The organism is Bacillus sp. FSL K6-2971 (genome assembly GCF_038006405.1).
In the GTDB taxonomy this organism is placed as follows: domain Bacteria; phylum Bacillota; class Bacilli; order Bacillales; family Bacillaceae; genus Bacillus; species Bacillus pumilus.
This window is the reverse complement of record NZ_JBBOVD010000001.1, coordinates 947,799-972,174: the sequence shown is the minus strand read 5'-3', so window position 1 is coordinate 972,174 and position 24,376 is coordinate 947,799. Positions and strand designations below refer to the sequence as shown.

At 41.4% G+C, this 24,376-nt stretch carries 29 protein-coding genes; 12 read left to right on the top strand and 17 right to left on the bottom strand.

Annotated elements, in window-relative coordinates; translation table 11 throughout:
* The first annotated feature begins 105 nt into the window (after nucleotides 1-105).
* The 3 genes from MHI33_RS04785 to MHI33_RS04775 all read left to right on the top strand — a co-directional run bounded on the left by MHI33_RS04785 (nucleotide 106) and on the right by MHI33_RS04775 (nucleotide 2,019).
* Complete coding sequence (locus tag MHI33_RS04785; protein WP_003217819.1) at nucleotides 106-270, top strand: YvrJ family protein; 165 nt, start codon at nucleotides 106-108, stop codon at nucleotides 268-270.
* Between the two features lie 94 nt (nucleotides 271-364).
* Nucleotides 365-1,528, top strand: a complete 1,164-nt coding sequence (locus tag MHI33_RS04780) for an oxalate decarboxylase family bicupin (RefSeq protein ID WP_340909543.1) — start codon at nucleotides 365-367, stop codon at nucleotides 1,526-1,528.
* 68 nt (nucleotides 1,529-1,596) lie between these two features.
* Complete coding sequence (locus tag MHI33_RS04775) at nucleotides 1,597-2,019, top strand: regulatory YrvL family protein (RefSeq protein WP_340909541.1); 423 nt, start codon at nucleotides 1,597-1,599, stop codon at nucleotides 2,017-2,019.
* Between the two features lie 4 nt (nucleotides 2,020-2,023).
* On the opposite strand, the gene MHI33_RS04770 is transcribed toward MHI33_RS04775, so the two are convergent.
* Nucleotides 2,024-2,491, bottom strand: a complete 468-nt coding sequence (locus tag MHI33_RS04770; RefSeq protein ID WP_340909539.1) for a DinB family protein — start codon at nucleotides 2,489-2,491, stop codon at nucleotides 2,024-2,026.
* Nucleotides 2,492-2,698: 207 nt separating this feature from the next.
* Between MHI33_RS04770 and MHI33_RS04765 the strand changes: the two genes are divergently transcribed.
* Nucleotides 2,699-3,832, top strand: a complete 1,134-nt coding sequence (locus MHI33_RS04765; protein WP_044139688.1) for an FAD-dependent oxidoreductase — start codon at nucleotides 2,699-2,701, stop codon at nucleotides 3,830-3,832.
* A 22-nt stretch (nucleotides 3,833-3,854) separates the two neighbouring features.
* Here the strand turns inward: MHI33_RS04765 and MHI33_RS04760 are convergent, their stop codons facing one another.
* The 3 genes from MHI33_RS04760 to MHI33_RS04750 form a co-directional block, all read right to left on the bottom strand.
* Entirely contained in the window at nucleotides 3,855-6,446 is a 2,592-nt protein-coding gene (locus MHI33_RS04760; RefSeq protein WP_340909534.1) for a YfhO family protein, read from the bottom strand.
* Nucleotides 6,447-6,533: 87 nt separating this feature from the next.
* Nucleotides 6,534-7,517 carry a glycosyltransferase family 2 protein gene (locus MHI33_RS04755; protein ID WP_003217835.1) on the bottom strand — a complete coding sequence of 328 codons (984 nt, stop codon included), beginning with the start codon at nucleotides 7,515-7,517 and terminating at the stop codon, nucleotides 6,534-6,536.
* A gap of 291 nt (nucleotides 7,518-7,808) precedes the next feature.
* Complete coding sequence (locus tag MHI33_RS04750) at nucleotides 7,809-8,081, bottom strand: YfhJ family protein (RefSeq protein ID WP_044139690.1); 273 nt, start codon at nucleotides 8,079-8,081, stop codon at nucleotides 7,809-7,811.
* A 116-nt stretch (nucleotides 8,082-8,197) separates the two neighbouring features.
* On the opposite strand from MHI33_RS04750, the gene MHI33_RS04745 reads away from it, so the two are divergent.
* Nucleotides 8,198-8,347, top strand: coding sequence for a small, acid-soluble spore protein K (locus MHI33_RS04745; protein ID WP_003217849.1), 150 nt, complete (start codon nucleotides 8,198-8,200; stop codon nucleotides 8,345-8,347).
* Nucleotides 8,348-8,372: 25 nt separating this feature from the next.
* Nucleotides 8,373-8,546 carry a YpzG family protein gene (locus tag MHI33_RS04740; RefSeq protein WP_003217811.1) on the top strand — a complete coding sequence of 58 codons (174 nt, stop codon included), beginning with the start codon at nucleotides 8,373-8,375 and terminating at the stop codon, nucleotides 8,544-8,546.
* A 149-nt stretch (nucleotides 8,547-8,695) separates the two neighbouring features.
* Here MHI33_RS04740 and MHI33_RS04735 read toward each other — a convergent pair whose 3' ends face one another.
* Both MHI33_RS04735 and recX read right to left on the bottom strand, forming a co-directional pair.
* The gene (locus tag MHI33_RS04735; protein WP_065097455.1) at nucleotides 8,696-9,010 is read right to left on the bottom strand and encodes a YfhH family protein; all 315 of its coding nucleotides are present in this window, start codon (nucleotides 9,008-9,010) and stop codon (nucleotides 8,696-8,698) included.
* Between the two features lie 3 nt (nucleotides 9,011-9,013).
* Nucleotides 9,014-9,805, bottom strand: coding sequence for a recombination regulator RecX (gene recX / locus MHI33_RS04730; RefSeq protein ID WP_065097456.1), 792 nt, complete (start codon nucleotides 9,803-9,805; stop codon nucleotides 9,014-9,016).
* 94 nt (nucleotides 9,806-9,899) lie between these two features.
* On the opposite strand from recX, the gene MHI33_RS04725 reads away from it, so the two are divergent.
* The 3 genes from MHI33_RS04725 to MHI33_RS04715 all read left to right on the top strand — a co-directional run bounded on the left by MHI33_RS04725 (nucleotide 9,900) and on the right by MHI33_RS04715 (nucleotide 11,176).
* Nucleotides 9,900-10,796 carry a TIGR01777 family oxidoreductase gene (locus MHI33_RS04725; protein WP_065097457.1) on the top strand — a complete coding sequence of 299 codons (897 nt, stop codon included), beginning with the start codon at nucleotides 9,900-9,902 and terminating at the stop codon, nucleotides 10,794-10,796.
* 52 nt (nucleotides 10,797-10,848) lie between these two features.
* Nucleotides 10,849-10,959: a YfhE family protein gene (locus MHI33_RS04720; protein WP_017358836.1), complete on the top strand. Its 111-nt coding sequence runs from the start codon at nucleotides 10,849-10,851 to the stop codon at nucleotides 10,957-10,959.
* Nucleotides 10,960-11,020: 61 nt separating this feature from the next.
* A complete protein-coding gene (locus MHI33_RS04715) occupies nucleotides 11,021-11,176 on the top strand; it encodes a YfhD family protein (protein ID WP_065097458.1) in 156 nt (51 codons plus the stop codon).
* A 38-nt stretch (nucleotides 11,177-11,214) separates the two neighbouring features.
* Here the strand turns inward: MHI33_RS04715 and MHI33_RS04710 are convergent, their stop codons facing one another.
* Complete coding sequence (locus MHI33_RS04710) at nucleotides 11,215-11,802, bottom strand: nitroreductase family protein (RefSeq protein WP_065097459.1); 588 nt, start codon at nucleotides 11,800-11,802, stop codon at nucleotides 11,215-11,217.
* 274 nt (nucleotides 11,803-12,076) lie between these two features.
* Between MHI33_RS04710 and MHI33_RS04705 the strand changes: the two genes are divergently transcribed.
* The gene (locus tag MHI33_RS04705) at nucleotides 12,077-13,333 is read left to right on the top strand and encodes a transcriptional regulator (protein WP_340909525.1); all 1,257 of its coding nucleotides are present in this window, start codon (nucleotides 12,077-12,079) and stop codon (nucleotides 13,331-13,333) included.
* Between the two features lie 36 nt (nucleotides 13,334-13,369).
* On the opposite strand, the gene MHI33_RS04700 is transcribed toward MHI33_RS04705, so the two are convergent.
* The 3 genes from MHI33_RS04700 to mprF form a co-directional block, all read right to left on the bottom strand.
* Nucleotides 13,370-13,837, bottom strand: a complete 468-nt coding sequence (locus MHI33_RS04700) for a thiol-disulfide oxidoreductase DCC family protein (RefSeq protein ID WP_003217856.1) — start codon at nucleotides 13,835-13,837, stop codon at nucleotides 13,370-13,372.
* 336 nt (nucleotides 13,838-14,173) lie between these two features.
* A complete protein-coding gene (locus MHI33_RS04695; RefSeq protein WP_003217810.1) occupies nucleotides 14,174-14,722 on the bottom strand; it encodes a thioredoxin family protein in 549 nt (182 codons plus the stop codon).
* Between the two features lie 91 nt (nucleotides 14,723-14,813).
* Entirely contained in the window at nucleotides 14,814-17,384 is a 2,571-nt protein-coding gene (gene mprF, locus MHI33_RS04690) for a bifunctional lysylphosphatidylglycerol flippase/synthetase MprF (RefSeq protein WP_340909521.1), read from the bottom strand.
* Between the two features lie 168 nt (nucleotides 17,385-17,552).
* On the opposite strand from mprF, the gene MHI33_RS04685 reads away from it, so the two are divergent.
* Nucleotides 17,553-18,032, top strand: a complete 480-nt coding sequence (locus tag MHI33_RS04685) for a MarR family transcriptional regulator (RefSeq protein ID WP_044139698.1) — start codon at nucleotides 17,553-17,555, stop codon at nucleotides 18,030-18,032.
* Nucleotides 18,033-18,054: 22 nt separating this feature from the next.
* On the opposite strand, the gene MHI33_RS04680 is transcribed toward MHI33_RS04685, so the two are convergent.
* The 6 genes from MHI33_RS04680 to MHI33_RS04655 all read right to left on the bottom strand — a co-directional run bounded on the left by MHI33_RS04680 (nucleotide 18,055) and on the right by MHI33_RS04655 (nucleotide 21,894).
* On the bottom strand, nucleotides 18,055-18,339 hold the full coding sequence (locus MHI33_RS04680) for a hypothetical protein (protein ID WP_044139699.1): 285 nt from the start codon (nucleotides 18,337-18,339) through the stop codon (nucleotides 18,055-18,057).
* A 12-nt stretch (nucleotides 18,340-18,351) separates the two neighbouring features.
* Nucleotides 18,352-18,879 carry a YfiT family bacillithiol transferase gene (locus tag MHI33_RS04675; RefSeq protein ID WP_044139700.1) on the bottom strand — a complete coding sequence of 176 codons (528 nt, stop codon included), beginning with the start codon at nucleotides 18,877-18,879 and terminating at the stop codon, nucleotides 18,352-18,354.
* On the bottom strand, nucleotides 18,876-19,901 hold the full coding sequence (locus MHI33_RS04670; protein WP_340909515.1) for a zinc-binding alcohol dehydrogenase family protein: 1,026 nt from the start codon (nucleotides 19,899-19,901) through the stop codon (nucleotides 18,876-18,878). Before MHI33_RS04670 ends, MHI33_RS04675 begins: the two co-directional genes overlap by 4 nt.
* 90 nt (nucleotides 19,902-19,991) lie before the next feature.
* The gene (locus MHI33_RS04665) at nucleotides 19,992-20,489 is read right to left on the bottom strand and encodes a hypothetical protein (protein WP_044139702.1); all 498 of its coding nucleotides are present in this window, start codon (nucleotides 20,487-20,489) and stop codon (nucleotides 19,992-19,994) included.
* A gap of 95 nt (nucleotides 20,490-20,584) precedes the next feature.
* Complete coding sequence (locus MHI33_RS04660) at nucleotides 20,585-21,331, bottom strand: anti-sigma factor (RefSeq protein WP_340909512.1); 747 nt, start codon at nucleotides 21,329-21,331, stop codon at nucleotides 20,585-20,587.
* A complete protein-coding gene (locus MHI33_RS04655; RefSeq protein WP_340909509.1) occupies nucleotides 21,328-21,894 on the bottom strand; it encodes an RNA polymerase sigma factor in 567 nt (188 codons plus the stop codon). The genes MHI33_RS04660 and MHI33_RS04655 overlap by 4 nt, the downstream gene beginning before the upstream one ends.
* A gap of 356 nt (nucleotides 21,895-22,250) precedes the next feature.
* Here MHI33_RS04655 and MHI33_RS04650 point away from each other — a divergent pair, with 356 nt between their 5' ends.
* The gene (locus tag MHI33_RS04650; RefSeq protein ID WP_065097463.1) at nucleotides 22,251-22,577 is read left to right on the top strand and encodes a YnfA family protein; all 327 of its coding nucleotides are present in this window, start codon (nucleotides 22,251-22,253) and stop codon (nucleotides 22,575-22,577) included.
* A 79-nt stretch (nucleotides 22,578-22,656) separates the two neighbouring features.
* Here the strand turns inward: MHI33_RS04650 and MHI33_RS04645 are convergent, their stop codons facing one another.
* Nucleotides 22,657-24,372, bottom strand: coding sequence for an ABC transporter ATP-binding protein (locus MHI33_RS04645; protein ID WP_065097464.1), 1,716 nt, complete (start codon nucleotides 24,370-24,372; stop codon nucleotides 22,657-22,659).
* Nucleotides 24,373-24,376 lie beyond the last annotated feature (4 nt).

Below are 24,376 nucleotides of genomic sequence, written 5' to 3'. Positions count from 1 at the left end.
CTTTGTGAAACGGGTCTAATGGTTCATTTTCTCCCCCTTTGATTTCCTATTTCTTCTTTCATACCACTTATAGAGAAGACGAGCATCTGCTGGGAGGTGAGACAAATGGAGACCTTTTTTTCGGAGGAATGGCTGAAGCAGCTTGGTCAGGCTGGTTTCCCTGCCATTTTGACGGTTTATTTGCTGACACGCTTTGAACGAAAGTTTGATGAATTAAGCAAGCTCATCCAACGATTGGTCGCTGTTCAAAAAAATGATGAATCAGATTGACATCTTCTTGATTCGTTTCACCTTATGAAAACGAGGGCGAAATGAAAGGCCTTTTGTCACCTCACACAATACGATGTTGAAAGGGGATTTTATCATGAGTGAAAAGCAAAATGGTGTACCACAGCCGATTCGAGGAGAAAAAGGAGCAACGGTCAAAATTCCACGTAATCTCGATCGGGACAGACAAAACCCAGATATGCTCACGCCGCCAGAAACCGATCATGGAACGGTTCCCAACATGAAATATTCTTTTTCTGATACGCACAACCGTTTAGAAAAAGGCGGCTATGCCCGCGAGGTAACGGTGCGTGAACTGCCAATTTCTAAAAGTCTTGCCTCTGTGAACATGCGGCTAAAACCTGGTGCGATTCGCGAGCTGCACTGGCATAAGGAAGCGGAATGGGCGTACATGATTTATGGGGAAGCACGAATTACATCGGTTGATGCAGAGGGGCGCAATTTTACAGAGGATGTGACCGAGGGTGATTTGTGGTACTTCCCTTCAGGCTTGCCGCATTCTATTCAAGCACTTGAACCGGGAGCTGAATTCTTGCTTGTGTTTGATGATGGTTCCTTCTCTGAAAATAGTACGTTCCAAGTGACTGATTGGCTTGCCCATACGCCAGAGGAAGTTGTGCTCCAAAACTTTGGAATGACAAAGGAGCAATTTGAGAAACTGCCAGAGAAAGAGAAGTATATTTTCCAAAAAGGAATTCCTGGTTCCCTTGAGTGTGACAAGGTGAAAACAGAGCAAGGGGAAGTCCCGAATTCCTTTAAATATGAGCTGTTAAAACAAGAGCCGATTACGTCAAGCGGTGGACAAGTGTGGATTGCGGATTCTACCAATTTCAAAGCGTCTAAAACGATTGCCTCTGCTCTTGTGAAAGTTGATCCAGGTGCCATTCGTGAGCTGCATTGGCATCCAAATACGGATGAATGGCAATATTTCATTTCTGGAAAGGCACGAATGACGGTATTTGCTTCTGATGGACATGCGAGAACCTTTAACTATCAGGCGGGAGACGTTGGCTATGTGCCATTTGCGATGGGGCATTATGTAGAAAATACAGGCGACGAACCGCTTTATTTCTTAGAAATCTTCAAGAGCGACCATTATGCAGATATCTCGCTCAATCAGTGGCTTGCGGTCACACCGAAACAGCTTGTTCTTGATCATTTAGATCAAGGCGAAGAATTCTTGAAATTGCTTGATACTGAAAAACATCCTGTGATCGCTGCACCTAAAAAAGAGGATTAATTCCATCTTCCTGCAAAAAGGCTGTCCTTTTTGCAGGTATCTTCATGTAAAGGAGTGTTGGTTCACCTATGCAGCAATCTGTTCACGCTTTATGGCAAGGGGTGAAATGGCTGATGGCGACGTCGGCTGTCTGTTACATATTTTTGTTGTTTTGTGTGCTATTCTTTCATTTGACTGGTGCTTTTTATCAATCGATTTTATCATTGCTACTGTTTATGGGCATCTATGTTGTACTCGGGATCTCTTTCGAACATCTGGAACACGTGCTCATGCGGTTTGTACGAAAGTGCCGATCCAAAAAACAATCTATCGTTTTCTATGCCATCTTATTTCACCTTTTGTTTATTTGGGGTGCTGTCTATTTATCAGACGAATTGGTTGACGGCATTTTACTGTCTACTTCTGAGGAAATTCTCTTTGCCATGAGTCTTTGGTTGTTTCATTTTTTGTTTGATTATGCGACGTTTCCATTTGATAAGGAAGCTTCGTGAGGCGCTATCGTCTTTCTGTAGAGAGCGCTTGTTTGACCTGCTCCATATGATGAAGATCATGCTTAATTAAACCTTGAAAATAACTTGATAACGTCAGCTCGGTTTGACCGATCAAAAAGGATGTATTCCAGCGAGATGCTTCGATTTTCTTCATTTCTTGAAGCAATTCTGTTCTGATAGCAATAAATCGCCCGATCGTCTCGCTTCTCTCTTCGTGTCTTGCCCTTTCGGCTGACTGTATATTCATTTCATGCACATCAGGTGCCTTACATAACGCCCGATCGTTCCAAAATTCCTTTAGGCGATCATGTAAAATAAATTCATCCCACGGAACAAAATGCGCGATGATCTCAGCAATACTCCACTTCCCATCAGCAATGGCGCGGCGCCATTCTTTGTCTGTTAATTCCGTTAGCGATTGTACCCATTCAAGGGTGTGTTCATAGTGTTTTATCACGGTGTCTTTGTTCATATTTTGTTATCCCCTTCATGTTTTTAGAAGAAGTTGATTAGAAATTGGTTAGTTTCATTCTTGCGAAATCATTAATAACATATTATCATATACTTTAATTACCAAATGAAAAGGGGGAATTGTGATACGCTGTCCTATATGAAAAAGCTTATTTTTTTTGCACTAAAATAAACCGACTGGTCTGTTTATAAAAGAGGAGGGGAAATAATGAAATCTCAAAATGTGATCATTATCGGCAGTGGTGTAGCAGGATTGGCTACTTCTTTATTTTTAAAAAAGGCTGGAATGGAAAGTACGATTTATGAAAGCAGGTCAGATGAAGAATTAGAAGCAGGAGCAGGTTTTTTACTGTCTCCGAATGGGGTAAAGATTTTGGATGAAATCGGGTGTAAAAATGAAGTGATAGCAAATGCAACAGTGATAAAGAAGATCCAGCAAATAAACAGTGAAAATGAAGTAGAAGCGATCTTTCACAATTATAGTGAAAAATATTATGATGCCCCTTTACTGAACGTCATGAGAGACCAAATCATCAAATCACTTTTAAAGGAAGTTCACCGTCAAGGAATCAAAGTGAAATACAACAAAAAGTTAACTTCGGTCAACCAGACATCTCATTCCATTGAGGCTTTTTTTGAAGATGAAACTGTCATAACAGGTGATATTTTAATAGGAGCAGATGGAACTTTTTCGAAAACAAGAGAGGCTGTTGCGTTTAATGCTAAATTAGACTATAGCGGTTTTTGGGGACTTCAAGGAGTATCGTTTGTGAAGGATTTTGTATTGGATGAGGCAACAAGTTATTTTTACAATGACGGAAACTTTCAATTCATTTTTGGAAAAGCGCATCCAACAAATAAAATGAATATTTTATGGCAAGCTTTCTCTCAGTGTCCTGAGAAGTTACCTACAAAACATTTTGAGAAAGCCAATAAAGAAACCATTCGACAGTTATTATATAAACAAATGGAACATTGGAACATTCCTAAACACCTATCTGACATCATCGATCATACAGACATGTTCTTTCCAAGAAGTATCTATGAAATAAAGGATCTTCCTGTGTGGTCAAAAGGACGAGTTGTTCTTATAGGTGATGCTGTACATACAGCAAATCCTTTTGTTGGTCAAGGAGCATCGTATAGTCTAGAAGATGCCATGGTCCTAGCAAAGATGCTAAGAGATCATGATTATCGAGATGCGTTCTATTATTATGAAAAGGATCGAAGAAAGAGGACAGAAGAATTGAATGCGCTATTTCAGCACATGGGTATTCAGAATGATATTGATAAAAAAATGAACGAATACAATATTGAATGGGATGAAGAAACATACGTATGAGATGAAAAATAAAAAACACCACTTAAGATGAAAAGTGGTGTTTCTTGTGTTTTCTCCGTGCATAGAGGATCGCACCAATCAAACTGACGAGTGAAATCAATGCGAGAATTCTGATATAAGGCGGATAGTAGGTTAGCACAATCTCGTTTTTCCCTTTTTCTATTGGAAAACCAATAAAAGTGTAGTTGGCTTTTTCAATATCGGTTTGGTGTCCGTTCACCTTGAGCTCCCAGCCTTTTTCATATGGAACAGGCAGAATCATGTAGTCATCGCCGCGCTTGTTATCATATAAAATCGTAAAACGATTGTTTTGAATCTTCACCTGCTGGCTGCCATCATCCTGTTTTTCTTTTTCATCTGCTTGCTCTAAGATGCGATATGGTTCGTGATACAGCTTTAATTGACTCAGTTCATACGTCCCTTTTGGTACTCGAATGGAGAGGATCTTTTCCGCAGGGACCCGAATCGTCACTTCATTTACACCTGTTTTGTAGATGGATGTATTGCTTTTTCGTGATGTGACATAGTCGTCAACGGATAACTGAAACCCTTCGTTACGGTCGGTCCGCTTCACATAAAAGCTCACATACACATCCCCCACGCGAGCGATGTCATCTGACAGTGTGATATTCAGACCGCCCATTTCTCCGTATACATCAAGCACGCCATGTTCGTATACAGCTTGTTCCGTATGAATATTGGTATCTTTGAGTCGATCTGCTGCGTGCTCGATTTCAGCGTTTCCTTTCTTGTCTAAAATGACGCCTTGCAGCATCGCATGCTCTTTATCAAGTGCTGAGGCATCCTTTAAGGATTGTTCTGAATAAACGGTGCTCGTTGTTCTTGCAAATGGCAGTGACCGCGTATTTTCATATACCTCATAATGCTCACTTTTCAAGATTGGCTTAAAATAAGCTGGTGGTGAGTAAGACATCGCGCTCTTTCTCATATAATACTTTCCGTAGGTCAGGCTGTATAAATTCGCCCTGTCCCCCATTGTTGCATACCGGCTGACACTTTCCCGTCCCATATCGATTTGCAGGTCATTCCAATAGAAATTGAGCAAATGCTGATTCAATATACTTGAATACACACTCATGCCTTGAAAGCCTTCAAATAATGGGGTATTGTTTCGCACGCCATTCATCCAATCAATCCGGGCGAGCGGATCTTTTGAGCGGCTTTGAATTTGCTGGATCAGCTTCATTTGTTCATGGCCAGCATATGCCTCACTATTCAGATACGTATCTGATACGCTCTTAATATTGCTTCTTTCAGATAAGTATCCCTGCTGATACACGCCTGCTGTCAGTAAGCTGATGGCAATAAGCACAGCTGAAAAGAGACGAAGGTGCTGACGTTTTTCCGCATGCATCCATAGGAAGAACAAGCTGATCACAAGCAGTCCTATACCTGTAAACACAACGACATCCATGTTTCCCTTTGCTCGTTCTGAAAGGACGATAGCGAGAAGGAATACAATCCAAGCACCTAAGACCGCACGCTTTTTCCACTTCCACTCGATTTGTGAGAAATGCTTGATCGTGATGGCAACGACCGCTCCAACTGTAAAGGCAAGAATGTATTCAAATCTGTACTGCGGTGCTGAAAAACCATTAAACACGCTCGCTATCTTTGGACTGTAGTGAAAAACAATGAGCAGAACGCTGATCGATGTAAACATGAAAAACCATCTGTTCCGGTAAAGCGGTACGAGAAACAGACAAATCAGAAAAATCACAGGTAATAAATACACCCTGCTCGTAAACAGCAGATGATCATGCAGATCGAACCAAGGAATGGCCTGTTCATACGGCGGTCTTATATTGTTAAGAAAGCCATGAACAGACGGGATAAAAAAGGCGGCACTGATCCCAAAGGATAACAGCGTAGAGATCGCAAGCGTCCAAAACACCTTCCACCCGCGCTCCTCACTTCGTAGCTTGATCATATATCTGAAGACAAGATATATCGCTAAAAAGATAAAGTGAATATAAGCAAAGTAAAAGTTGTTGATGAGCATCAGGCTGCACGCCAAAATAAACCAAGCCGGCTTACCCGTTTTGAATATCCGTTCAACCCCAAGCACAAGCAGCGGAAGCCACATCATGCTGTCGGTGAAAAATTCCCAAAACGTTTGATGCCGGAAATACACAATAGATAGTCCATAAATTGCGGCACCTGTCAGGGCACCCAGTCTATTTTGAACCATTGAGAGAAGCACACGGTAAGCAATGAATAGAATGAGCGTCAGCTTAATCACGCTCAGCCAAATCACAGCATTTGCCCAGAAATGAATGTCCGTTGATTGTATGAGGTGAAGCGCATTCATCAGCCAGACGACAGCGACTGTCACCATAAAGACCGTCGACGTTGTGAAATAATACCCTAATTGCGTGTATGTACCGCCGCCTAGACCGAATTGATAGGAATAAAAGAAATTCCCTTTGACATATTCGTCGTAAAGCAGCTTTTTAAATGGGAGCATTTGCGAGATACCATCCCCATCTCCTGTCATGTACCGGCCTTGCGTATATTCATATAAGAAAAAGGAGTGGCCTAATAATGCAAGAATGAGGCACATTCCAATGATTATCCATCTACGTTTCATCATCTAAATCCTTTCCACAAAAGATCCATTGTTCTTTGAAACAAAACAACCCAGCAAGCGATTCGTGCTTGCCGGTTATTTGACTCCGCGTTATTTAAATAACTGTGTTAACACTCGGTCTTGTTCCTTTGAGCTTGTCTCTTGCTGCATGACATTTGATTCTTGGATCAAATAATGTGGCCTCTTTTTCGTTTCATAATAAATGCGGCCAATATATTCTCCAATCACACCTAGACTCAAAAGCTGGACACCTCCGAGGAAAAGCACAGCCGATATTAAAGTGAAATAACCAGGTACCATCACGCCCGTTCTGACGATTTGAATAAAGGTGGCCACGATGTAAATCAAAGAGAGGAATAAGATCAGTATGCCAGTATAAAAACAAATACGCAGCGGGCGGTTGTTAAAAGAAATGACGCCATCTATGCCGTAGTTAAACAACTTCTTTAATGACCATTTTGTATCACCATGCTGTCTTTCTACATTTTCATAATAGATGACCTTTTCTTCAAACCCAATCCAGCAAAAAAGCCCTTTTGAAAAACGATTTCCTTCTTTTAGCTGAAGCAATGCATCGATTGCTTGGCGCGAAATCAAACGGAAATCTCCGACGCCATCACGCAAGTCCACTTCTACTACCTTGTTCATCACTTTATAGTACATGGATGATAAGTAAGAGCGAAGCTTGCTGTCTCCTTTACGGTTCCGTTTGGCAATGACTTGATGGTAGCCTTCTTCATATCCTCTGACGAAGTCCTGAATCAAATACGTTGGGTGCTGCAGGTCGGCGTCCATGATGATCGCAGCTACTCCCTTCGCATATTCAAGTCCTGCAAGTATAGCGGCTTCCTTCCCAAAGTTACGTGAGAAGGAAATGTATTTGACCTTTGCACTTTTGCGAGAGAGCTCTCTCATGTATTGAAGTGTATTATCTTTGCTTCCATCATTCACAAAAATGATTTCAAAGTCATAATGAAAATCGCGAAACTCTTCCTCGAGTGCCTCAAAGATTCGTCTGATGTTTTCACCTTCATTGTAAGAAGGAATTATAACAGAGAGCAATTCTCGTTCCATATCGCACCTTCTCTTCACTTTTTTCACATAGTCTGATATGTTCATTATTCCTTTTTTGTCAGGAAACGAAACCCTTTTTTATTATCCATAAATTACATGTCTCTTTAATCGTTCTATTATATCAGAGTTTTATTTCCAGTGATTTTCAGTAAGATGAATTTAATGTAATTTTAAGTTTAACCATTGTAAAAAGCCTGTAATTTCGATCACAGACTGGGTATTGTATCATAAAATTGTTTAATTATTTATATATTTTCCTATTACTTGAAAAAGATGAGCGGAGCGCCTCTTTTAGTGAAGCAGCCCTTTGTTCTGCCCTTGCAGATGCTCGTTTGCCTTCGATTGCTTATTTTGAAATAAATGCAGCTGCGCACCGTAGCTCTCAATCCACTCTTGGACAATCCGTTCAGTTGTTTCCTGTCCTTTATACTTGTAGCCAGCCTTTGCATAGGTTGTTTCAAAATCACTCCAAAGCAGCTCTACCCATGTACGTGCTTCGTCGTATGTCAGCATATTGTTTTTTTCCATGAGTTGTTCTGTTAGTCGCTCAAAGTATTGTTCCATGTCGGTTCCTCCTTCATCTAGCAGAAAGTGCCTTTTTAAAAAAACCTCTTTTTTCATATACTACCCTTACGTCTTCAAAAGACGCAAATGATTTGTATTGTTTGGAGGGAATCGATATGCGTAATAAAGCAAAAGGTTTTCCAAATCAAGTGAATCACAAATTTGAAGGCGAGCCAGGCGCCACAGATGCTTATGCGTCTAAAAGGCCGAATGGTGAGACGAATACACGTCCGCAGGAACGTATGAGGGCATCAGGGAAACGCTAATTTTTCCAAAGGGAGTGCTTGAGATATGAGTTCAAATGGGAAATCGTATATGGAAGACTTTGTTCAATTAAGGACAACCGCTTACCCTCAACCATGGGCGAATGCAAAGCATTCTGCCTCTCAGGTCAACGGAGAAACGCAGCAAACGCAGCACGACATCGTACTTCAGAACAACGTCCGTAAACAACGTTCGAAGTAAAGAAAAGGACTGATCTCTAGGATCAGTCCTTTGTCTTCTTTTCAGCGCAGCCCTAGGAAGGACGAGTACTGGCGCGGAGCAAATTTGACATTCGTGAGCACCAGCACGCAGGACTAGCGCCGAATGCGAGGGTTTGCCTACACGCTGGATCAGTCCTTTTGCGTAAGCATTGAAATTGGCAGTGCATCTTCCTTATTTGGAGCTGATACTCTGTGTCCCCACGCAAATACACCATTTAAATATTCCACGTAAAACTGCTCGTCTGTATCTTTGATTTGATAAGTCGTTTTCGTTTGAATCAAGGCTGGATCTAATAAGTAGGCTTTGGCCATATCGATTTTCCGTTCTAAGACGGCATATTCATTCACAATGCCAAGCTGCTCAGCCTTTCGTGCTTTTTCAGAAAGAGAGGCAATCTCCTGGTTCAATTCGTATTCCGTCATCTCACTATAACGTTTGTCCATCTGTCATTCCCCTTTGTCTAATACGTGATCAATTGTGTCGAGATCAAAACCTTTTCTGAATAAAAATTGCTTCACCTTCATCTTTTTTTCAAATGACCCGTCATATCCTACCTTGCGTTTTGCCTTCTCCAGCATATAGAGGAGGGCTTCTTCTTCCTTTTCCTCTTCTTGTCCATCATAGGCTTCTTGAATGGCTTTATCAATGATCCCAAACGAAAATCCCTTTCGCTGTAGCTGTAGCTTGATGCGCTGCTCGATCTCTTTTGCGGAACGATTTTTTTCTTTTCTCACAAGCTTCTGAACCTGCTTCACAGCTTCCTCCAGCTGTAAGTCATCAGGATATTGCGATAGTGCTTGTTCAATGTTGTCATCATCTATTCCTTTGAGCTTTAGCTCTTTTTTCAGGACAGACGGCCCTTTGCTGTTCGTTTTACGGTGGGTGTTTACATAGGCTTCCGCAAATTCAAGGTCATTTACATACTTGTATTGCTTTAATTTGTGTATAATTTCACTAATAGCAGGTGCCGGGATTTCTTTTTTCGTCAAATAATCGGTTACTTCTTTCACCGATCTCATTCGGTATGATAAATAATCGACGGCCTGTTGAAATCCTTTTTTCACAGCATCACCGAATTGAATGTCGATGATATCTGCTTCGTCCAGCTCTTTCCCTTTTTTCAAATCGTGCTGGACGAGCACATCTAGATCAACGCTAAAGGCGTACTTTTCATCAAGAAAGATGTTCACCCGCTCTGTATTGTTTTTCTGAGCGGAGATTTTTGTAATATAGGGCATCCTGTGATCACTCCTTTTTTAAAACAGTCAGGATGTTTCTTCTGATTCAAAATCGTGAAAGATATAGGTATGTATATGAGAGGAGAGATGTCAATTGAATATCGCCATCACCGGAGGAACCGGTTTTATCGGCCAGCACGTCTCTAAAGTGCTCGCTGCTGAAGGACATCATCTATATATTTTAACAAGAAATCCAAAGGAATCCGAACAAAATCATTTACACTATGTGCAGTGGCTGACAGAAGGTGCTGCGCCTGAGCATGAATTGCCTGCGATTGATGTCTGGATTAACCTTGCTGGAAAATCCATTTTCACCCGCTGGACAGACAAGGCAAAAGAAGGCATCCTCTCTAGCCGTATTCAATCCACACAAGAAGTGAGACGCATTATAGAAGCGCAGGAATCGAAACCATCTGTGCTCATTCAAGCAAGTGCTGTCGGAATTTATGGCACGTCTCTAACAGGAGATTTTACAGAGGAATCACCTCCTGCGGATACTGATTTCTTAAGTCATACATCAAAGCGTTGGGAAGCTGAGGGGCAAAAAATTGATGCACTCGGCATTCGTACGGTCTACACACGCTTTGGCGTCGTATTAGGAGAAAAAGGGACACTGCCACTGATGACACTGCCATATAAACTATTTGCCGGCGGAACGATTGGCTCCGGCTCGCAATGGGTTTCATGGGTTCATGTCGAAGACGTGGCACATCTCATGGCTTATGCAATACACAATGACGACATCTCAGGTCCACTCAATGTCACATCACCGAATCCTGTTCAAATGAAGCAGCTCGGACAAACGATTGCGTCTGTCCTTCACCGCCCCCACTGGCTAAAGGTCCCGTCCTTTGTCATTCAAACGGCACTTGGCGAAATGTCATTACTTGTTTTAGAAGGACAGCGTGCGCTGCCGAAAAAGGCTTTGCTTTCTTCTTATGACTTTTTGCATCCTGAATTAAAAGAAGCGATTTTACATTCAGAGGAATAATTTTTGTCAAAAACACCCATCCTATTAGAAATGAGATGAGGGGGCGATTTTGATGAAGAAAAAAGAACACCAGCCAACTTCAAAGCTGAAGAAAACTCAGGAAGTCCTGTATCAGCAGGAATTCAAAAAAGCGGAAAGAGCAGCAGAAAAAAGAAACAAGTAAGATGGATATTCCACTCCAACAAGCATATAACTAAAGTGATCTTGTAAAGGAGGGAAAGGCTTTGAAAAAAGACCAACACCAAAAAACCAACCACGAGCTTGCAGCACAAGAACCGGATGGCGAATATGTTGAATTTTCCAAAGAACTTGCAGATCCGAATGACGTAAAAGCAATGGCACGTATGAAAGCAGCCGACCAGCGCGCCAAAAAACAATAAGTAAAAAAGCAGACCTTATTCAGCGGTCTGCTTTTCTTTTATTTGATTTCAGTAAGAAGACTTGATGCTTTCTGACGTGATTTTTCCTCAGGCACCTCTTCTGGATAACCAATATGAAGGATGGCAGCAAACCGTTCGTTTTCCTTTAGGCCCATGTCCTGTTGAAAGCCTTTGTCGTATAAGATGCGGCCGCTCTTCCAGACCATACCGATTCCTTGATCCCAAGCAAGCAGCTGGAAGTTTTGAATGAGCGCGCTCACAGCGGCAAAATCATCATTTCTCACGACTGGATTCTCGTCTTCCTTTAACACTACAAGTAAAAGGGCTGGGACTTTTGAAAAGTAATCTCTATATTGATTGATCTTTTCTTCCTTTGCATCTGGATTGTTGCGCTTGAAGAACGCAATGAAGCGATCAATAAATGTCGCTTTCGCTTCATCCGTCACCGCATATAGAAAGCGCCAAGGCTCCGTCATTTTATGATTCGGTGCATAGACCGCATCCTCTAATAACGGCTGAAGCTGCTCAATGGCCACCGGCGTTTCTTTAAACTTTCGAATGGATCGTCTATATCTGACAGCGTCTCGTACCGTTAACGCTTCTGTTTGTTGTTTGATTTCTGGCATATGTGTCATCCTTTCAATCAATCTTAATTGAAATTGATTCTCATTCACATTATAAACATCATTTCGAGCAGTTGCAAATGGTGTTTCCCATCCCGTCTGCTAAAAAGTTGTTTGAGTTTTTCAAGTAATGTTACAATCATATTACGTTTTAAACAAATTTTGATAAAAAAGCCAATATGATGAAATGATTTCAGGTATATTCCCATTTTGTCTGATTCGGTTATTTTGTCAAAAGGCTTTCAACCCATGATTGGAAGGGAGGCTTCTGGATGGAATGAAAATCAATATCGGGCAAATCATTAAGCTCTACCGTTATAAACAAAATATGACCCAATCTGAATTGGCAGAAGGAATTTGTTCTGTCTCTCATTTAAGTAAAATCGAAAATGGCTCAAAGGAGGCCAATCAAGATACGATCAATCTACTGCTTGAACGACTTGGCATCAGTCAAGAAACGCTGTCACAAAAGGCGCGTCATCTGCTGTCACTCTTGGATGAGTTTCAAATGAATATGTATTTCTATGCACTCGATCAAGCTGAACAAAATGCAGAAATGATCATTCAGCACGAGGAACAGTTCTTTTCGCTAGATTTAGGCATTCAGTATCATTTGTCTTTATTTCAATTTTATTTATTATCGGACAAGCAGCCGCTTGCCTTAAAAACACACCGCGTTCTTAAGAAATTTGAAAAAACCTTTATTGAAACGGAAAAAGAAATATTTGAATATCTAGATGGCATTCATCTCATTAAAAATGGTCAGCTTGAAGAAGGCATAAAGAAACTTGAGAGTTGCTTTTCTTACGCGTCTGTTGAACAAAGTGACCTCTATTATCACTATGCAAAAGCACTTGGAAACATGGGATTTCTTGGCGATGCGCTTGAAGCAACCCATCAAGCCATGGATTTATATAGACAAAAGAACAATTTCAAGCGGATCATTCACTGCACACTCATTCATGGCGTGATCTCACTGGAACTAAAAGCCTTTCAAACGGCGAAGAAATATTTAAAAGAAGTGATTTTGCACACGTCCCTTTATCCTGATGCCTATATTAAAATGACCGCTTATTTTTATTACGGGGTGCTCTTAAAACGTGAGGGCGATTTCTCTTCAGCTGTGCCTTATTTACTAGATTCACTCAATTACTTTAATCAAGAACAGATAGAAGACCGTTACTGTGAAACACTGTATGAAATTGCAACATTATATGCTGAATATGACCGCAAAAAGGCACTTCCCTACGTACATGAGCTGTTAAAACAGCCTCGTATTCAGCCAAACTGTTTATATATGATCAAAATCTACAAATTGATGATTGAGGAAAACCCTCTTGATTTGAAAACCTATTTGATTGAAGCAGCCCTTCCTTACTTTAAACAAAATGAGCTGCACAGTGAGTACTTGTTTGCTCTTAGAACCTTGCTTTCCTATGCGGCTTCTGAGCTTGACGAACATGCGTTTATGTCCTACACGAGAACGCTGCTCCATCATCTTGCATCATATGTCCCCTATTACAAAAAAGCATGACCTTCTGCCGATCGAAGGTCATGCTTTTCCTATTCATTAAATGGTCTTCTGTTGATCTGTATCAGGACGGGTGACTTGTTTGACTGAATGAACATACCGTTTTCTCGCAAAGTAATCGTACGCATGCTGACCAAAACCTAACCAAATGCTGAGCACGATGAATGGGATCGTTCCCCATAATGCAGGGATATTGCAAGCAATTTTCAGCCATGTATAGATCCCTGAGTTTTTTTGGTTTTTGGCTAAGGAAATTGACACGATTCGCTTTTCTGCCTTTTCTTCACTTATTTTGTTCAGTTTGAGCAGCTGCGAGTGTCTAAAGGATTCAAAATGAATACGGTTCTTCCAATCGAGAGCTTTCAACAAGTCCATCGCTTTTGCACATGAAGGACTTTGCCCGTCATAAAACACAAGCAGCCTAAGTGATTTGATGGAACGCTGTTCTCTTTTTTTCGATTCAGCGAGCTTCTTTTTTTCTTGATCGAGATAAATGATTTTTTTCATAGATTGATCGCCAGCCCTTTTCCGTCATTTGTTTTTTAGTTCGTTCAAAGGAGATTACAACTAGATTACTATAGTTGCTGGGCCTCTTGTATTGGGAAAAAGCAAACCAACGTGCGTTATATGAGCCTTTAGATAAGGGCAAAATTAAGGTTTTCATGGCACATATGAGGTTTTTCAACTAAAAATGGTTGGGAAAATCGTGATGCGTTGCGGTTTTCTGCGGTTTTTTGTAGAATTCTGCGGTTTTTCTACATCTTTATGCGGTGTTTTGTAGGTGAGACGCAAAAACAAGATAAAAAAAGACTACTTCCCGTTGCGGCGAAGTAGTCTTTTGGTTTATATTTTTTCCAAAACTTCTACTATTTCTTTCTCAATATCTTTCCATAAGTAACGATCTGTCGTATAGTGATGTGCGGCTTCTTTCGCAAATACTTGAAAAGCTTCCTCAAAATCAGGGGCATCCTTGTCGGGTTTTTTCTCATCAACAAATCGCTGTGCTTCTGTTGAGCGTGGTCCCCATTTACCTACTTCATTCCCATCCTGATCAATGATTACGATAATCGGAATCGATCTTGCGGTCCCGTTCGTTAAATACTGATCCATCAGATCTAGATGCTCGTCCCGAATGAAATAGCGCGCATCAATGAGTGCTTCACTTGCAATACGCATGAAAATTGGTACATTGACCATCGCATCTCCGCACCAATCCGCTGTGATGACAAGTGCTCTGAGCTTTTTCTTTTGCAGCTTTTGAAGCAGCTCTTTTTCTTTTTGATGAATTGCGTACTGGTTGTACACCGTGAGTAGATTTTCTCGGTTTTTCTCCATGTTGTGTACATATGTACGTTCAGTTAATCCCTTTTTAAACCATTCATTTAATGTCATATTTACATCCCCCTTACTCTTCAACTTTACCACTTTTGCTATTCTTTTGTCTAAAAAAACCTTCACCTAGTGAAAGGTAAAGGTTTTTGATCTATGGACGCCGGTTGCGATTTGGGTCCATCCCAATCAGCTTGGTGACAAGCACCATTGTGACAGGTAATGATGTATTCTTTTTATACGCTAAATATTTTCCGCGCCATTCAGGTTTATATTTCTGTTTAAACGACCGTAATCCGCTGAAGCTGTACATAAATCTGACGTTGTTGAAAATAACACTCGCCAAACGCTCCGTGAGGAAAGATTGATGAAATGTTCCTACATTTGATAAAGGCGCCATTCCCATGTTAAAGGATTTGTAGCCTTTTTCTTTCGCCCATTGAAAAAGGTGGATAAACAGCGCATCCATCATCCCGTTCGGTGCATCGTGCATATGACGCATTAGGTCGATGGAAATCTCCCCTTCTTGATACATCGGCATTAGTGATACAAAAGAAATGATCTCCCCTTGTTCATCCTTCAGAATCGCAATCGGTGCTTTTTGAAGATAATCTTCTTGAAAATAGCCGAGCGAAAACCCTTTTTCATTTTTCTTTCCGAGCCAGCTGTCAGAAATCCGTTTTAAAGTTGAGATAAGCTCACCTGAAAAAGGCGGTTCCAGCATTTCAAACGTATAGCCTTCTCGTTCAAACTTATTGGCCACAGCCCGTAAATTTGATTTTTTCTTACCGGAAAGAGAGAACGTTTCTAAATCGACCATGGCTTCTTCTCCAAGCTTAAAGAAATGAAAGCCTAAGTCATGGTAGAGCGCCATCCCTTCCCGTTCTACTTGATAAAAAGCAACGCGATAGCCTGCTTTTTCTGTCTGCTGTAGAAACTCTTCAAGTACAAGTGGATAGGACGATTTACGTCCAGATGGATCTCCAAGCACAATGACGCAGCGGCCAATGCGCCCAAATTGAAGCATCGCCTCTCCATCACTTGAGAAAAATAATTTTTTATCGCCTAAAAAGCCAAGATGACTGAGGGCATTTCCACCCTTTTCCTCTAAAAACGTTTTTAATTTTTCCTCATCTGCTATTTCTCCAATCGGAAATGCTCTTTTATTAAAAATCAATCTGCTAATGAAGAAAAAAAGCGGTACACCGATGAGCGCAATCATGCTTGTCATTGTGATATGCCGTTCATTATGCACCAGGTAATCCCTACTCAAGAAATGTCCAATTTTTGTCCAAATAAAGTTGCCGATGACATTATAGTTAAACAGCACGAGTAAATAACCAGCGGCAGCCGCCACAAACTGATACAAGGAATAAGGGGCCTGCTGCTTCACAAATTGATTTCGAAGAGAGAAAAATACAGCCATGATGACTGGCAGAATAAAGATGAGACTCAGGTTAAATCCTTTTAACAAAGTAAACACAAAGCCGCCTGCTAGGGCGATCATCGTCAGCACATACGATCTTTTCGTTCGTTTATACACTTCAATGGACAAAATCATCAGGATGATGCCGAACATTAAAGAAAGACCATTAAATCCTGATAATAGAAAGCGTGGAATGCTCGTAATCACGCCTAATCGATCGACAGGAAGCACAACAGATGCCATGATGAGCAAGCCGCTTCCGAAAGTTAAAATTGATACTGATCCGTACAATAAACGGATTAATAAAGCACGGTGCAACACAATTAAGACGTTTGTTGTTTCTACGGCAGGTGCCATTCTCGGATTGCCTTCAAGACGTCTAAGCGTCGTTCCCGTTAAATCGTAAGCAGCTAGACAAAGCCCAAGGATAAACGGGAAGATCGAGTACACGAAGCGGTACAAAACGAGCGCCGTCAGCACCATCTCTTTATCAAACCCAATGTACTGCATGCTCAGTAAAAAGATGAGGTCAAATGAACCAAATCCGCCCGGAACCATACTGATTAAACCGCCGATTGACGCAATCGCAAATACGCCTAATACAATCCGTACATCGACATTCATCCCCATAGAGACGACAGCCATGTACATGACGAGACCAGCTGCCAGCCATTCTAAAAACGATGTTCCGATATAAGCGTAAATCGGATGCTTCAGTCCGCTTTCACCGCTCTCAATCGAGCTTTTTCGTACGGATGCCATAATGATGTAAATAGGCACAATACAGGCAAAGATGATCACAAAGGCCCATAACCATGGCTCTTGGCTGATAATACTTTCAACAGGAAGCACCCTCACCAGGATTAGATCGCTGAAAATAGATAAGCCCAAAAGGACCGAGGAAGTCAAAAGGGCAATGCCTTTGAGCAGTTTTTTCGTATCGGTTATGTACTCCTTGTATAGAAGTGTTCTAAGCCCTGCTCCTGATAGACCGCCGAACCCAAGGACACTGTTAAAGGAGTTCGCAATCCAAGAAATGCGAATCGTTTTCCAGCCGCTGATGGGCATATTCAGGCTTTTTCGTAAAATAAAATCATATAAGGACATCGATAACACTGCGACAAGTCCAAGAAAAACAAGAATAAACAAGTCCATTCGATTCAAGCTGTCAATGATATAAAACGTTTTTTTAATGGAAAGGCCGCTCAGTTCCTTCTTGGCGACAAAAATTAAGACAAGGATAATCACGATCGGAAAAAGCATTTTTAAGATCGTCATACCCGTTTTTTTGTTCCACATGATTTTCCCAACTTTCTAAGTTGCTTCATTTATTTCGACTGACCATTATTATACAACAAATACCACTTGATTCATGCAGTTTAACATTCAAAAGCTTGACGAACCTTTCAATTAGAAGTAAAAATCAGTAATATAGAGAAAAGAGCCGCTTAAAGGAAGTGAACAAGCGTGGAATATAATATTCATGACACCACCGTATTAAAAGAAGAGATTCTATCTCCAGAGGAAAAAAAGACATGGGTGCTTTATATGAAAGTACTCACAGCTGCAGGTCTCGGAGATGTGTCAGAATGGATGAAGCTTGATATGAGTATGCCTCAAATGAAGGTACTCATGCTGCTCAATAACCATGGCTCTCTTAAAGTATCCGAAATTGCTGAAAAAATGGGGGCTTCTTTGTCCAATATGACAGGCTTGCTTGACCGTTTAGAACAGTCTAACTTTGTCGAGCGAAAGCATTCTGAGCGTGACCGGAGAATCATTGTCGTCGAACTAACAGAGGAAGCGAAAAACATTTTCAGAAGCATTTATCAAAAAGGACACGAAAAAATCAAAAACTCCCTTCAACGGCTTAATGACGAGGAAAAAGCAAAAGTCAACGAAGGGCTGGCTATTTTAGAAAAAGCACTGCGTCCTGAACGCGGCTAAACATGAAAAGGAAAAAAGACGGTCACTTGAGATCCGTCTTTTTTAGTTCTTCTTCTACTTGTTTATCTGAGAGGATGAAGGTTTTTTGAAGAACGACTCTGTCATCCCATAAAAGATAACCTAAACCGATGATAAGAAAAAAGATACTGATCCACGTACCGCCAGGCAGCAGTTGTTCAAGTTCCTCAATCGTTCTTTCTGAGCCTAAGCTGTTACTATAACGTATCTCGAAAAGGACATATTTCGCTACATAAAACAATGCCGCCATACAAATAAACATGGCGCCGACAATTCTTCTACCAGACATGTGTTTACTCCTTTAATTCCATTGATTTCTTTTGATTAATTCCGTGATATGGGCAAGATGATGCTTTGAATGCCAGACATACATACCTGTTGCATCATATAAAGACACCGTTTGTTGATAGGCTGGGTGATAATAAGACGCAGTGAAGTCTTCCTCTGACATCCCTCGAAGTAATGTAACCCACCTGCGATGCAGACTGCTGATTAAGGGCAGTGATAGGCTGATGGGCGCTTTGCTATCTGGAAGCTCGGCGAATCCCGCCTGATCATATGGACGGATGTGCGGTATTTCTTCTGTGAGCGCAAGCTTGAATCGTAAGTATGCATTCAGATGGCTGTCTGCTACGTGATGAATGAGCTGACGGACGGTCCATCCTCCAGGCCGATAGGGTGTATCCAGCTGAGCATCTGTCAATTGATTGGTGACCGTTTCATATTCTTGAGGAATCGCAGCCAACTGATCAATCCATGCCACAAGCTGTTCTTTCGTTTTTTCTTCAGCCGGTTCATATAAGCCAATCGGATATTGTAATGACGTCATACACTCTCCCCTTTCTCAAATCCTTCTAGTACAAATTTGCCAATCATCTTTCCTTGTTCAAGGGTTTGATGTGCCTGCTTCAAATGAGCAGCATTAATCGGACTGAGAACCTTTGTTAATGTATGCGTCAATGTCCCCTGTTCAAATAACTCAGCCGCCTCTGTTAAAAGCTCATGCTGTTTGATCATGTCCGCTGTTTTGTACATAGGGCGTGTGAACATGAACTCCCATACAAATGCAGCACTTTTATTTTTGAGTAATTGAATGTCTAAGTTATGCTGATTCTCGACAATGGTACAGATCGTGCCTTGCGGTTTGATGGCTTCTGCCATGCCTTTGAAGTGTCCGTCTGTATCATTTAGGCATAAAATGAAATCCACTTCGCCTATTCCTTTTTCCTGAAGCTGCGCAAGAAGCGGCTCATGATGATCAATGATATGATCAGCACCTAACGACAGACACCACTCTTTTGTTTCAGGTCTTGATGCGGTGGCGATCACAGTGGCATTTGCTAATTTGGCTAGTTGGATGGCAATAGAACCTACTCCGCCTGCACCGCCGATGATGAGCAGTGTTGCCCCTTCTGCATTTCGCTTCATATGCATCCGGTCAAATAACGCTTCATATGCCGTAATCGTCGTCAGAGGCATCGCGGCTGCTTCTGCAAAGGAGAGATTAACAGGCTTTTTTGCCACAATCCGTTCATCCACAAGCTGATACTCACTATTTGAGCCTTGACGCGTGATATCTCCCGCATAGTACACGTGATCACCAGGCTGAAATAATGTACACGCTTCGCCAACTTCAACAACCGTACCGCTTGCATCGTAGCCAAGAATTTTCAGTTTTTCTTCCTTTTGATCCTTCGGTGATCTCACCTTCGTATCAACTGGATTCACTGACACAGCCTCTACCTTCACCAGTATATCCTTGCCCGTTGCTTTAGGTTTTTCTACTTCCTGATCCATCAAGCTTTGCTCATGCTCAATCGGTAAGTACTCCAATAGTCCAACAGCTTTCACTCGTTCGCACTCCCTTTCTATATGCTTCTTTTCCACATTTTATCATAATTTTCTGATGTTTATGGATAGGTCGAACGAGTGACTGCACATTTAGGATCTATTCAAAGCCTTTTTCTCCCTCGCTATATAAGAAGGGCGAGCTCTTTGCCATGAAGGAACATAAAAGAACCAGCTTTCAAAGAATAGCTGAACGTAATAAAACTGGATGTGTTGCAGGAAAACAATGATGAAGAAAAAAGTAATGAAGAAGAGGTTAGACATATCTGCTATCCCCTGTATCCATTCGTTTATAAAAAACACCACAAAACTGATCATCATCAGCTGTTCAAGCCTTTGCACGATCTGGGTCAAGACATGTCCTCGTTTCGATAGATCCCCAGACTGATGCTTTCTGATCTTTCTCGATTTATAAAACCAAATGATACTTTCCGCTAAGTTATGAGTGATAAAAAGTGCAATGAGCGTAATGAATAAAAGCGATGGGCGATAAAAGAATGGGATCAAAAATGGGATGACAAGAAAATAAATGGCAATACATGCGTGTCTCACTGATAAGAGAAATAGTTCTTTTTCTATGTATGGTTTCATCTGTTTCACCTCCATAAGCACTACGTCTGATCTACCAAAAAGTTCCCTTTGCCTATGAAAAAAGGATGCCCAAAGGCACCCTTCCTGAATCACATTTAAAATGCAGCGCTTAGTACGACAGGTCCTTGCGGCAGCTTGTTATCCTTTTTTGGTTCAAGGGTGACTGCCACGGTATCCCATGATTCACTCGCTTCTTTTTCTGATAACGCATAAGTGACGGTTCCTTCTCCTTTGTTATCTGTTTGAAAGGCACCGGCTGGCACCGGCTGATCGCCTTTAATAAGCCATACTTGATAAACAGCAGATGAGTCAAGCTGATCTTTTAATCCGTCTGCACTCACCACCAGCTCTTTTTTGCCGTTATGCTCAATCACTGAAAAAGCACCCGTTGTTTTTGGTGATGCGGCTGATGCCAGTGATTTTGTCGCTACAACCCTGACAGGTTCTTCCGCCTGTTCTTTTCCATTCGATAAGAAATACACGTTTCCAGCTGCTGAAATGAGAAGCAGTGCGGCCACAAGTGGTAAGAGCCACTGGTTTCGTTTCTTTTGCAGTGGTTTCATCTCGTTTGGTTCACGTGCTGCCTTGAGCTCTTTTCTAGGGCTATTCTTTTCTTCGACCGCCTCTTCTTCAAACACCTGGAATAAAATACGGTCTTTCATCCCTGCCGGAGGTGTTTGGTCACCTGCTAGAAATGGAATGTCAGACATGAGCGATGTCAATTCTTCAAGCTCTTCTTTGCAAGCTGAGCAGTGCTTGAGGTGCTCTTCAAATTGTGCTTTTTCTTCTCCTTGTACATGCCCGTTGAAATAATCAATCACTTGATGTTTACACTGAGTCATGCCTCTTCCCCCTTTCCTCCGCGAGACAGTCTCGTCCGTAAGTGCTTCAATGACAATCGAACCCTTCCCTTCACCGTTCCAATGGGGATGCCTAGCTTTTCAGCAATACTTTTTTGTGTCATTCCTTTAAAATAGACATCTTCTATGATGGTTTGCTGTTCTTTTGACAATGTAGATACTGCTTCACGTATGATTTGTTTTTCCTCGTTCCATTCGACTTCCTTTGATACATCTTCTTGATGATCGGCTAAATATTCAATATGCTCATCTTCTAATGTCGTTTCGTTCCGGTGCTTTCTTAGGAGATCAATGGCCGTGTTGCGTGACATCATGAATAACCACGAGGAGAATTTGCCTTTATCCGTATGGTATTCTCCTATGCCGCGCCAGAGCTTGATAAAGACTTCTTGAAGCACTTCCTCCGCAAGCTCACGGCTTCCAGTCATTTTATAAATAAACGAATATAACACACGTTCATAGCGATCATACAGCACTTCAAGCGAAGGCTTGTGACGATCAAATTTGATCTTGTGATACAGCTCAGAATCTTTCAGTGTATCCATGGTCATCTCCTTCCTTTTTCATGAGAAAGAGCATGCTGCATTCATCATGAAATCCTTCACGTATTGCTTATCACTCGATTTGCTGAAATAAGCCTACTTTGTACTTTACTCTTTTTTCAAGGAGAAAAAAAGAGCGCCGAAAAAGGAAGTGTGCTCCTCATGAGAATGTACTTACTGTACGAAAAGCAAGGCCATTTGGATCATTTCTATCTGAAAAGTCAAGAATCCATGTGTTTCCATTCTCTGTTCAGTTGATTCTAGCAAACTCTCGTCCCCCTCACAATGCAAATGAAGTAGAACACATTTTTTCAACATGTCATAATAGAAGGTAACGAAATGAATTGGAGTGTCCTTACATGATTTTGACGATCATTCTTTTTTTATTAGCAGGAATAGCAGAAATTGGCGGCGGCTATCTTGTGTGGCTTTGGCTGCGTGAAGCAAAACCCGTCAGCTACGGGATCGCCGGAAGCCTCATTTTGGTCGCTTATGGCGTCATCCCCACCTTCCAACAGTTCCCAACCTTTGGACGGGTTTATGCTGCCTATGGCGGAGTTTTTGTCATTCTCGCTGTGTTTTGGGGATGGTGGGTGGATCGAAAAACACCTGATTTGTACGATTGGGTAGGCGCTCTTATTTGTTTAATAGGTGTGAGTATAATGCTCTTTGCCCCTAGAAACTAGGGCAAAAGATTGCAATACTTGTCATGAGAAAAAAGCCGGCGCTTTTTTGCCGGCTTTCACATTTCTCCTAATGAACTTTTTATGCCCCGAATTGTGTTTCATAAAGGCGCTTATATAAGCCATTTTGCGTTAGTAATGTTTTGTGATTTCCTTGCTCTGCAATGCCACCTTTTGTCACAACCACAATTCGATCTGCATGTTGAATAGTTGCAAGGCGATGCGCAATGACTAGCGTCGTTCTACCTTCTGAAAGCTCTTCTAGTGATCGTTGGATCGAAGCCTCTGTTTCAGTATCTAGTGATGAGGTCGCTTCATCCAGTATTAAAATAGGTGGATTTTTCAGGAAAATACGTGCGATTGATACACGCTGCTTTTGTCCACCTGACAGCTTGACGCCTCTTTCACCAATCATTGTCTCAAGACCTTCGGGCAGGGATTCGACGAGTTCTTTTAGCTCTGCTTTTGACACTGCCTGCCATATTTCATCCTCAGTTGCATCAAGCTTTCCATAAAGAATGTTCTCTCGAATGCTCCCATTAAATAAATAGACGTCTTGTTGGACTATTCCAATTTGTTGACGCAGTGAAGACAGCTTCATTTGTCTACTATCAATGCCGTCTATCGTAATGGTTCCAGATTGCCATTCATAAAACCTTGGTAATAAACTGCATAGCGTTGATTTACCAGCACCGGAAGGACCTACAATGGCAACCGTTTCCCCTTGTTTGATCTCCAGATTAATATGCTCAAGGATCAAACTGTCCTTCTCATAACCAAAGCTGACATCATGAAATGTAATTTCACCTTTTAGCCCATCGACATGAATCGCATCAGGGACGTCCTTTTCGTCTGGGGCTTGATCTAAGAGCTTAACAAATCGCTTAAAGCTTGCGACTCCCTTTGGATACGTCTCAATCACTGAATTAATTTGTTGAATGGGTCCTAAAAAGATTCCAGATAGCAGGACGAATGAAATGAATTCGCCATAGGTCATATTCTTTTGCATCACAAACCATGTCCCGCATACAAGTCCAAAGATGGTGACGCCCTTCATAAGCAGGTGACTAATTGAAGCGTGTAATGCCATCATTTTGTATGTGGTTAATTTCGTTTGTTTAAACTGTTCATTGTGTTCAATAAAGCGATCAATCTCATGCGTTTCATTCCCAAATGCCTTCACTACTCGAATTCCGCTCACATTATTCTCAACCCTAGCATTGAATCGACCAATGCTTGAAAACATGTGATCAAAGGCAATCGACATTTTCTTCGTAAAATAAACCGATAGCCCTATTAAGAATGGGACAATGAGAAACGTGAGGACGGCAAGCTGCCAATTAATTGATAGCATCAGGGCAAATGCACCGATAAGAGTCATCATTGCAATAAATAAATCTTCAGGACCGTGGTGAGCGATTTCACCAATATCCATTAAATCGTTTGTCATGCGTGAAACAAGCTTTCCTGTTTTCTTTTGATCAAAGAATCGAAAAGACATTTTTTGTACGTGGGTGAATAGCTGACTTCTCATATCTGTTTCAATATTGATACCTAGCTTATGTCCAAAATATGTCACCACATAATTCATCGCTGAGCTGACGACATAGACTGCCAGTAAAATTCCACTCCAGATGAGAATCATTTCCCAGTTTCTGTTTGGGAGCAGGTCATCTACAACCATACTGATCGCAAGTGGAAATGATAATTCAAGTAGTGCCGCTATGACGGCACAGGAAAAATCTAATATAAACAGCCCCATATATGGCTTATAATAGGAGAAAAATCGTTTTAACAAAAAG

Excerpts from the sequence above, each read along its gene's own strand:
- MHI33_RS04785 (WP_003217819.1), top strand. The coding sequence starts at position 106 with ATGGAGACCTTTTTTTCGGAGGAATGGCTGAAGCAGCTTGGTCAGGCT.
- MHI33_RS04750 (WP_044139690.1), bottom strand. The coding sequence starts at position 8,081 with ATGGAACAATACTTTGAGCGACTAACAGAACAACTCATGGAAAAAAAC.
- MHI33_RS04760 (WP_340909534.1), bottom strand. The coding sequence starts at position 6,446 with ATGATGAAACGTAGATGGATAATCATTGGAATGTGCCTCATTCTTGCA.
- MHI33_RS04775 (WP_340909541.1), top strand. The coding sequence starts at position 1,597 with ATGCAGCAATCTGTTCACGCTTTATGGCAAGGGGTGAAATGGCTGATG.
- MHI33_RS04655 (WP_340909509.1), bottom strand. The coding sequence starts at position 21,894 with ATGGATACACTGAAAGATTCTGAGCTGTATCACAAGATCAAATTTGAT.
- MHI33_RS04650 (WP_065097463.1), top strand. The coding sequence starts at position 22,251 with ATGATTTTGACGATCATTCTTTTTTTATTAGCAGGAATAGCAGAAATT.
- MHI33_RS04755 (WP_003217835.1), bottom strand. The coding sequence starts at position 7,517 with ATGGAACGAGAATTGCTCTCTGTTATAATTCCTTCTTACAATGAAGGT.
- MHI33_RS04735 (WP_065097455.1), bottom strand. The coding sequence starts at position 9,010 with ATGGACAAACGTTATAGTGAGATGACGGAATACGAATTGAACCAGGAG.
- MHI33_RS04780 (WP_340909543.1), top strand. The coding sequence starts at position 365 with ATGAGTGAAAAGCAAAATGGTGTACCACAGCCGATTCGAGGAGAAAAA.
- MHI33_RS04695 (WP_003217810.1), bottom strand. The coding sequence starts at position 14,722 with ATGACATTAAATGAATGGTTTAAAAAGGGATTAACTGAACGTACATAT.
- MHI33_RS04720 (WP_017358836.1), top strand. The coding sequence starts at position 10,849 with ATGAAGAAAAAAGAACACCAGCCAACTTCAAAGCTGAAGAAAACTCAG.
- MHI33_RS04745 (WP_003217849.1), top strand. The coding sequence starts at position 8,198 with ATGCGTAATAAAGCAAAAGGTTTTCCAAATCAAGTGAATCACAAATTT.
- MHI33_RS04770 (WP_340909539.1), bottom strand. The coding sequence starts at position 2,491 with ATGAACAAAGACACCGTGATAAAACACTATGAACACACCCTTGAATGG.
- MHI33_RS04660 (WP_340909512.1), bottom strand. The coding sequence starts at position 21,331 with ATGACTCAGTGTAAACATCAAGTGATTGATTATTTCAACGGGCATGTA.
- MHI33_RS04705 (WP_340909525.1), top strand. The coding sequence starts at position 12,077 with ATGAAAATCAATATCGGGCAAATCATTAAGCTCTACCGTTATAAACAA.
- MHI33_RS04675 (WP_044139700.1), bottom strand. The coding sequence starts at position 18,879 with ATGACGTCATTACAATATCCGATTGGCTTATATGAACCGGCTGAAGAA.
- MHI33_RS04680 (WP_044139699.1), bottom strand. The coding sequence starts at position 18,339 with ATGTCTGGTAGAAGAATTGTCGGCGCCATGTTTATTTGTATGGCGGCA.
- MHI33_RS04710 (WP_065097459.1), bottom strand. The coding sequence starts at position 11,802 with ATGCCAGAAATCAAACAACAAACAGAAGCGTTAACGGTACGAGACGCT.
- recX (WP_065097456.1), bottom strand. The coding sequence starts at position 9,805 with ATGCCCTATATTACAAAAATCTCCGCTCAGAAAAACAATACAGAGCGG.
- MHI33_RS04765 (WP_044139688.1), top strand. The coding sequence starts at position 2,699 with ATGAAATCTCAAAATGTGATCATTATCGGCAGTGGTGTAGCAGGATTG.
- MHI33_RS04740 (WP_003217811.1), top strand. The coding sequence starts at position 8,373 with ATGAGTTCAAATGGGAAATCGTATATGGAAGACTTTGTTCAATTAAGG.
- mprF (WP_340909521.1), bottom strand. The coding sequence starts at position 17,384 with ATGTGGAACAAAAAAACGGGTATGACGATCTTAAAAATGCTTTTTCCG.
- MHI33_RS04665 (WP_044139702.1), bottom strand. The coding sequence starts at position 20,489 with ATGAAACCATACATAGAAAAAGAACTATTTCTCTTATCAGTGAGACAC.
- MHI33_RS04700 (WP_003217856.1), bottom strand. The coding sequence starts at position 13,837 with ATGAAAAAAATCATTTATCTCGATCAAGAAAAAAAGAAGCTCGCTGAA.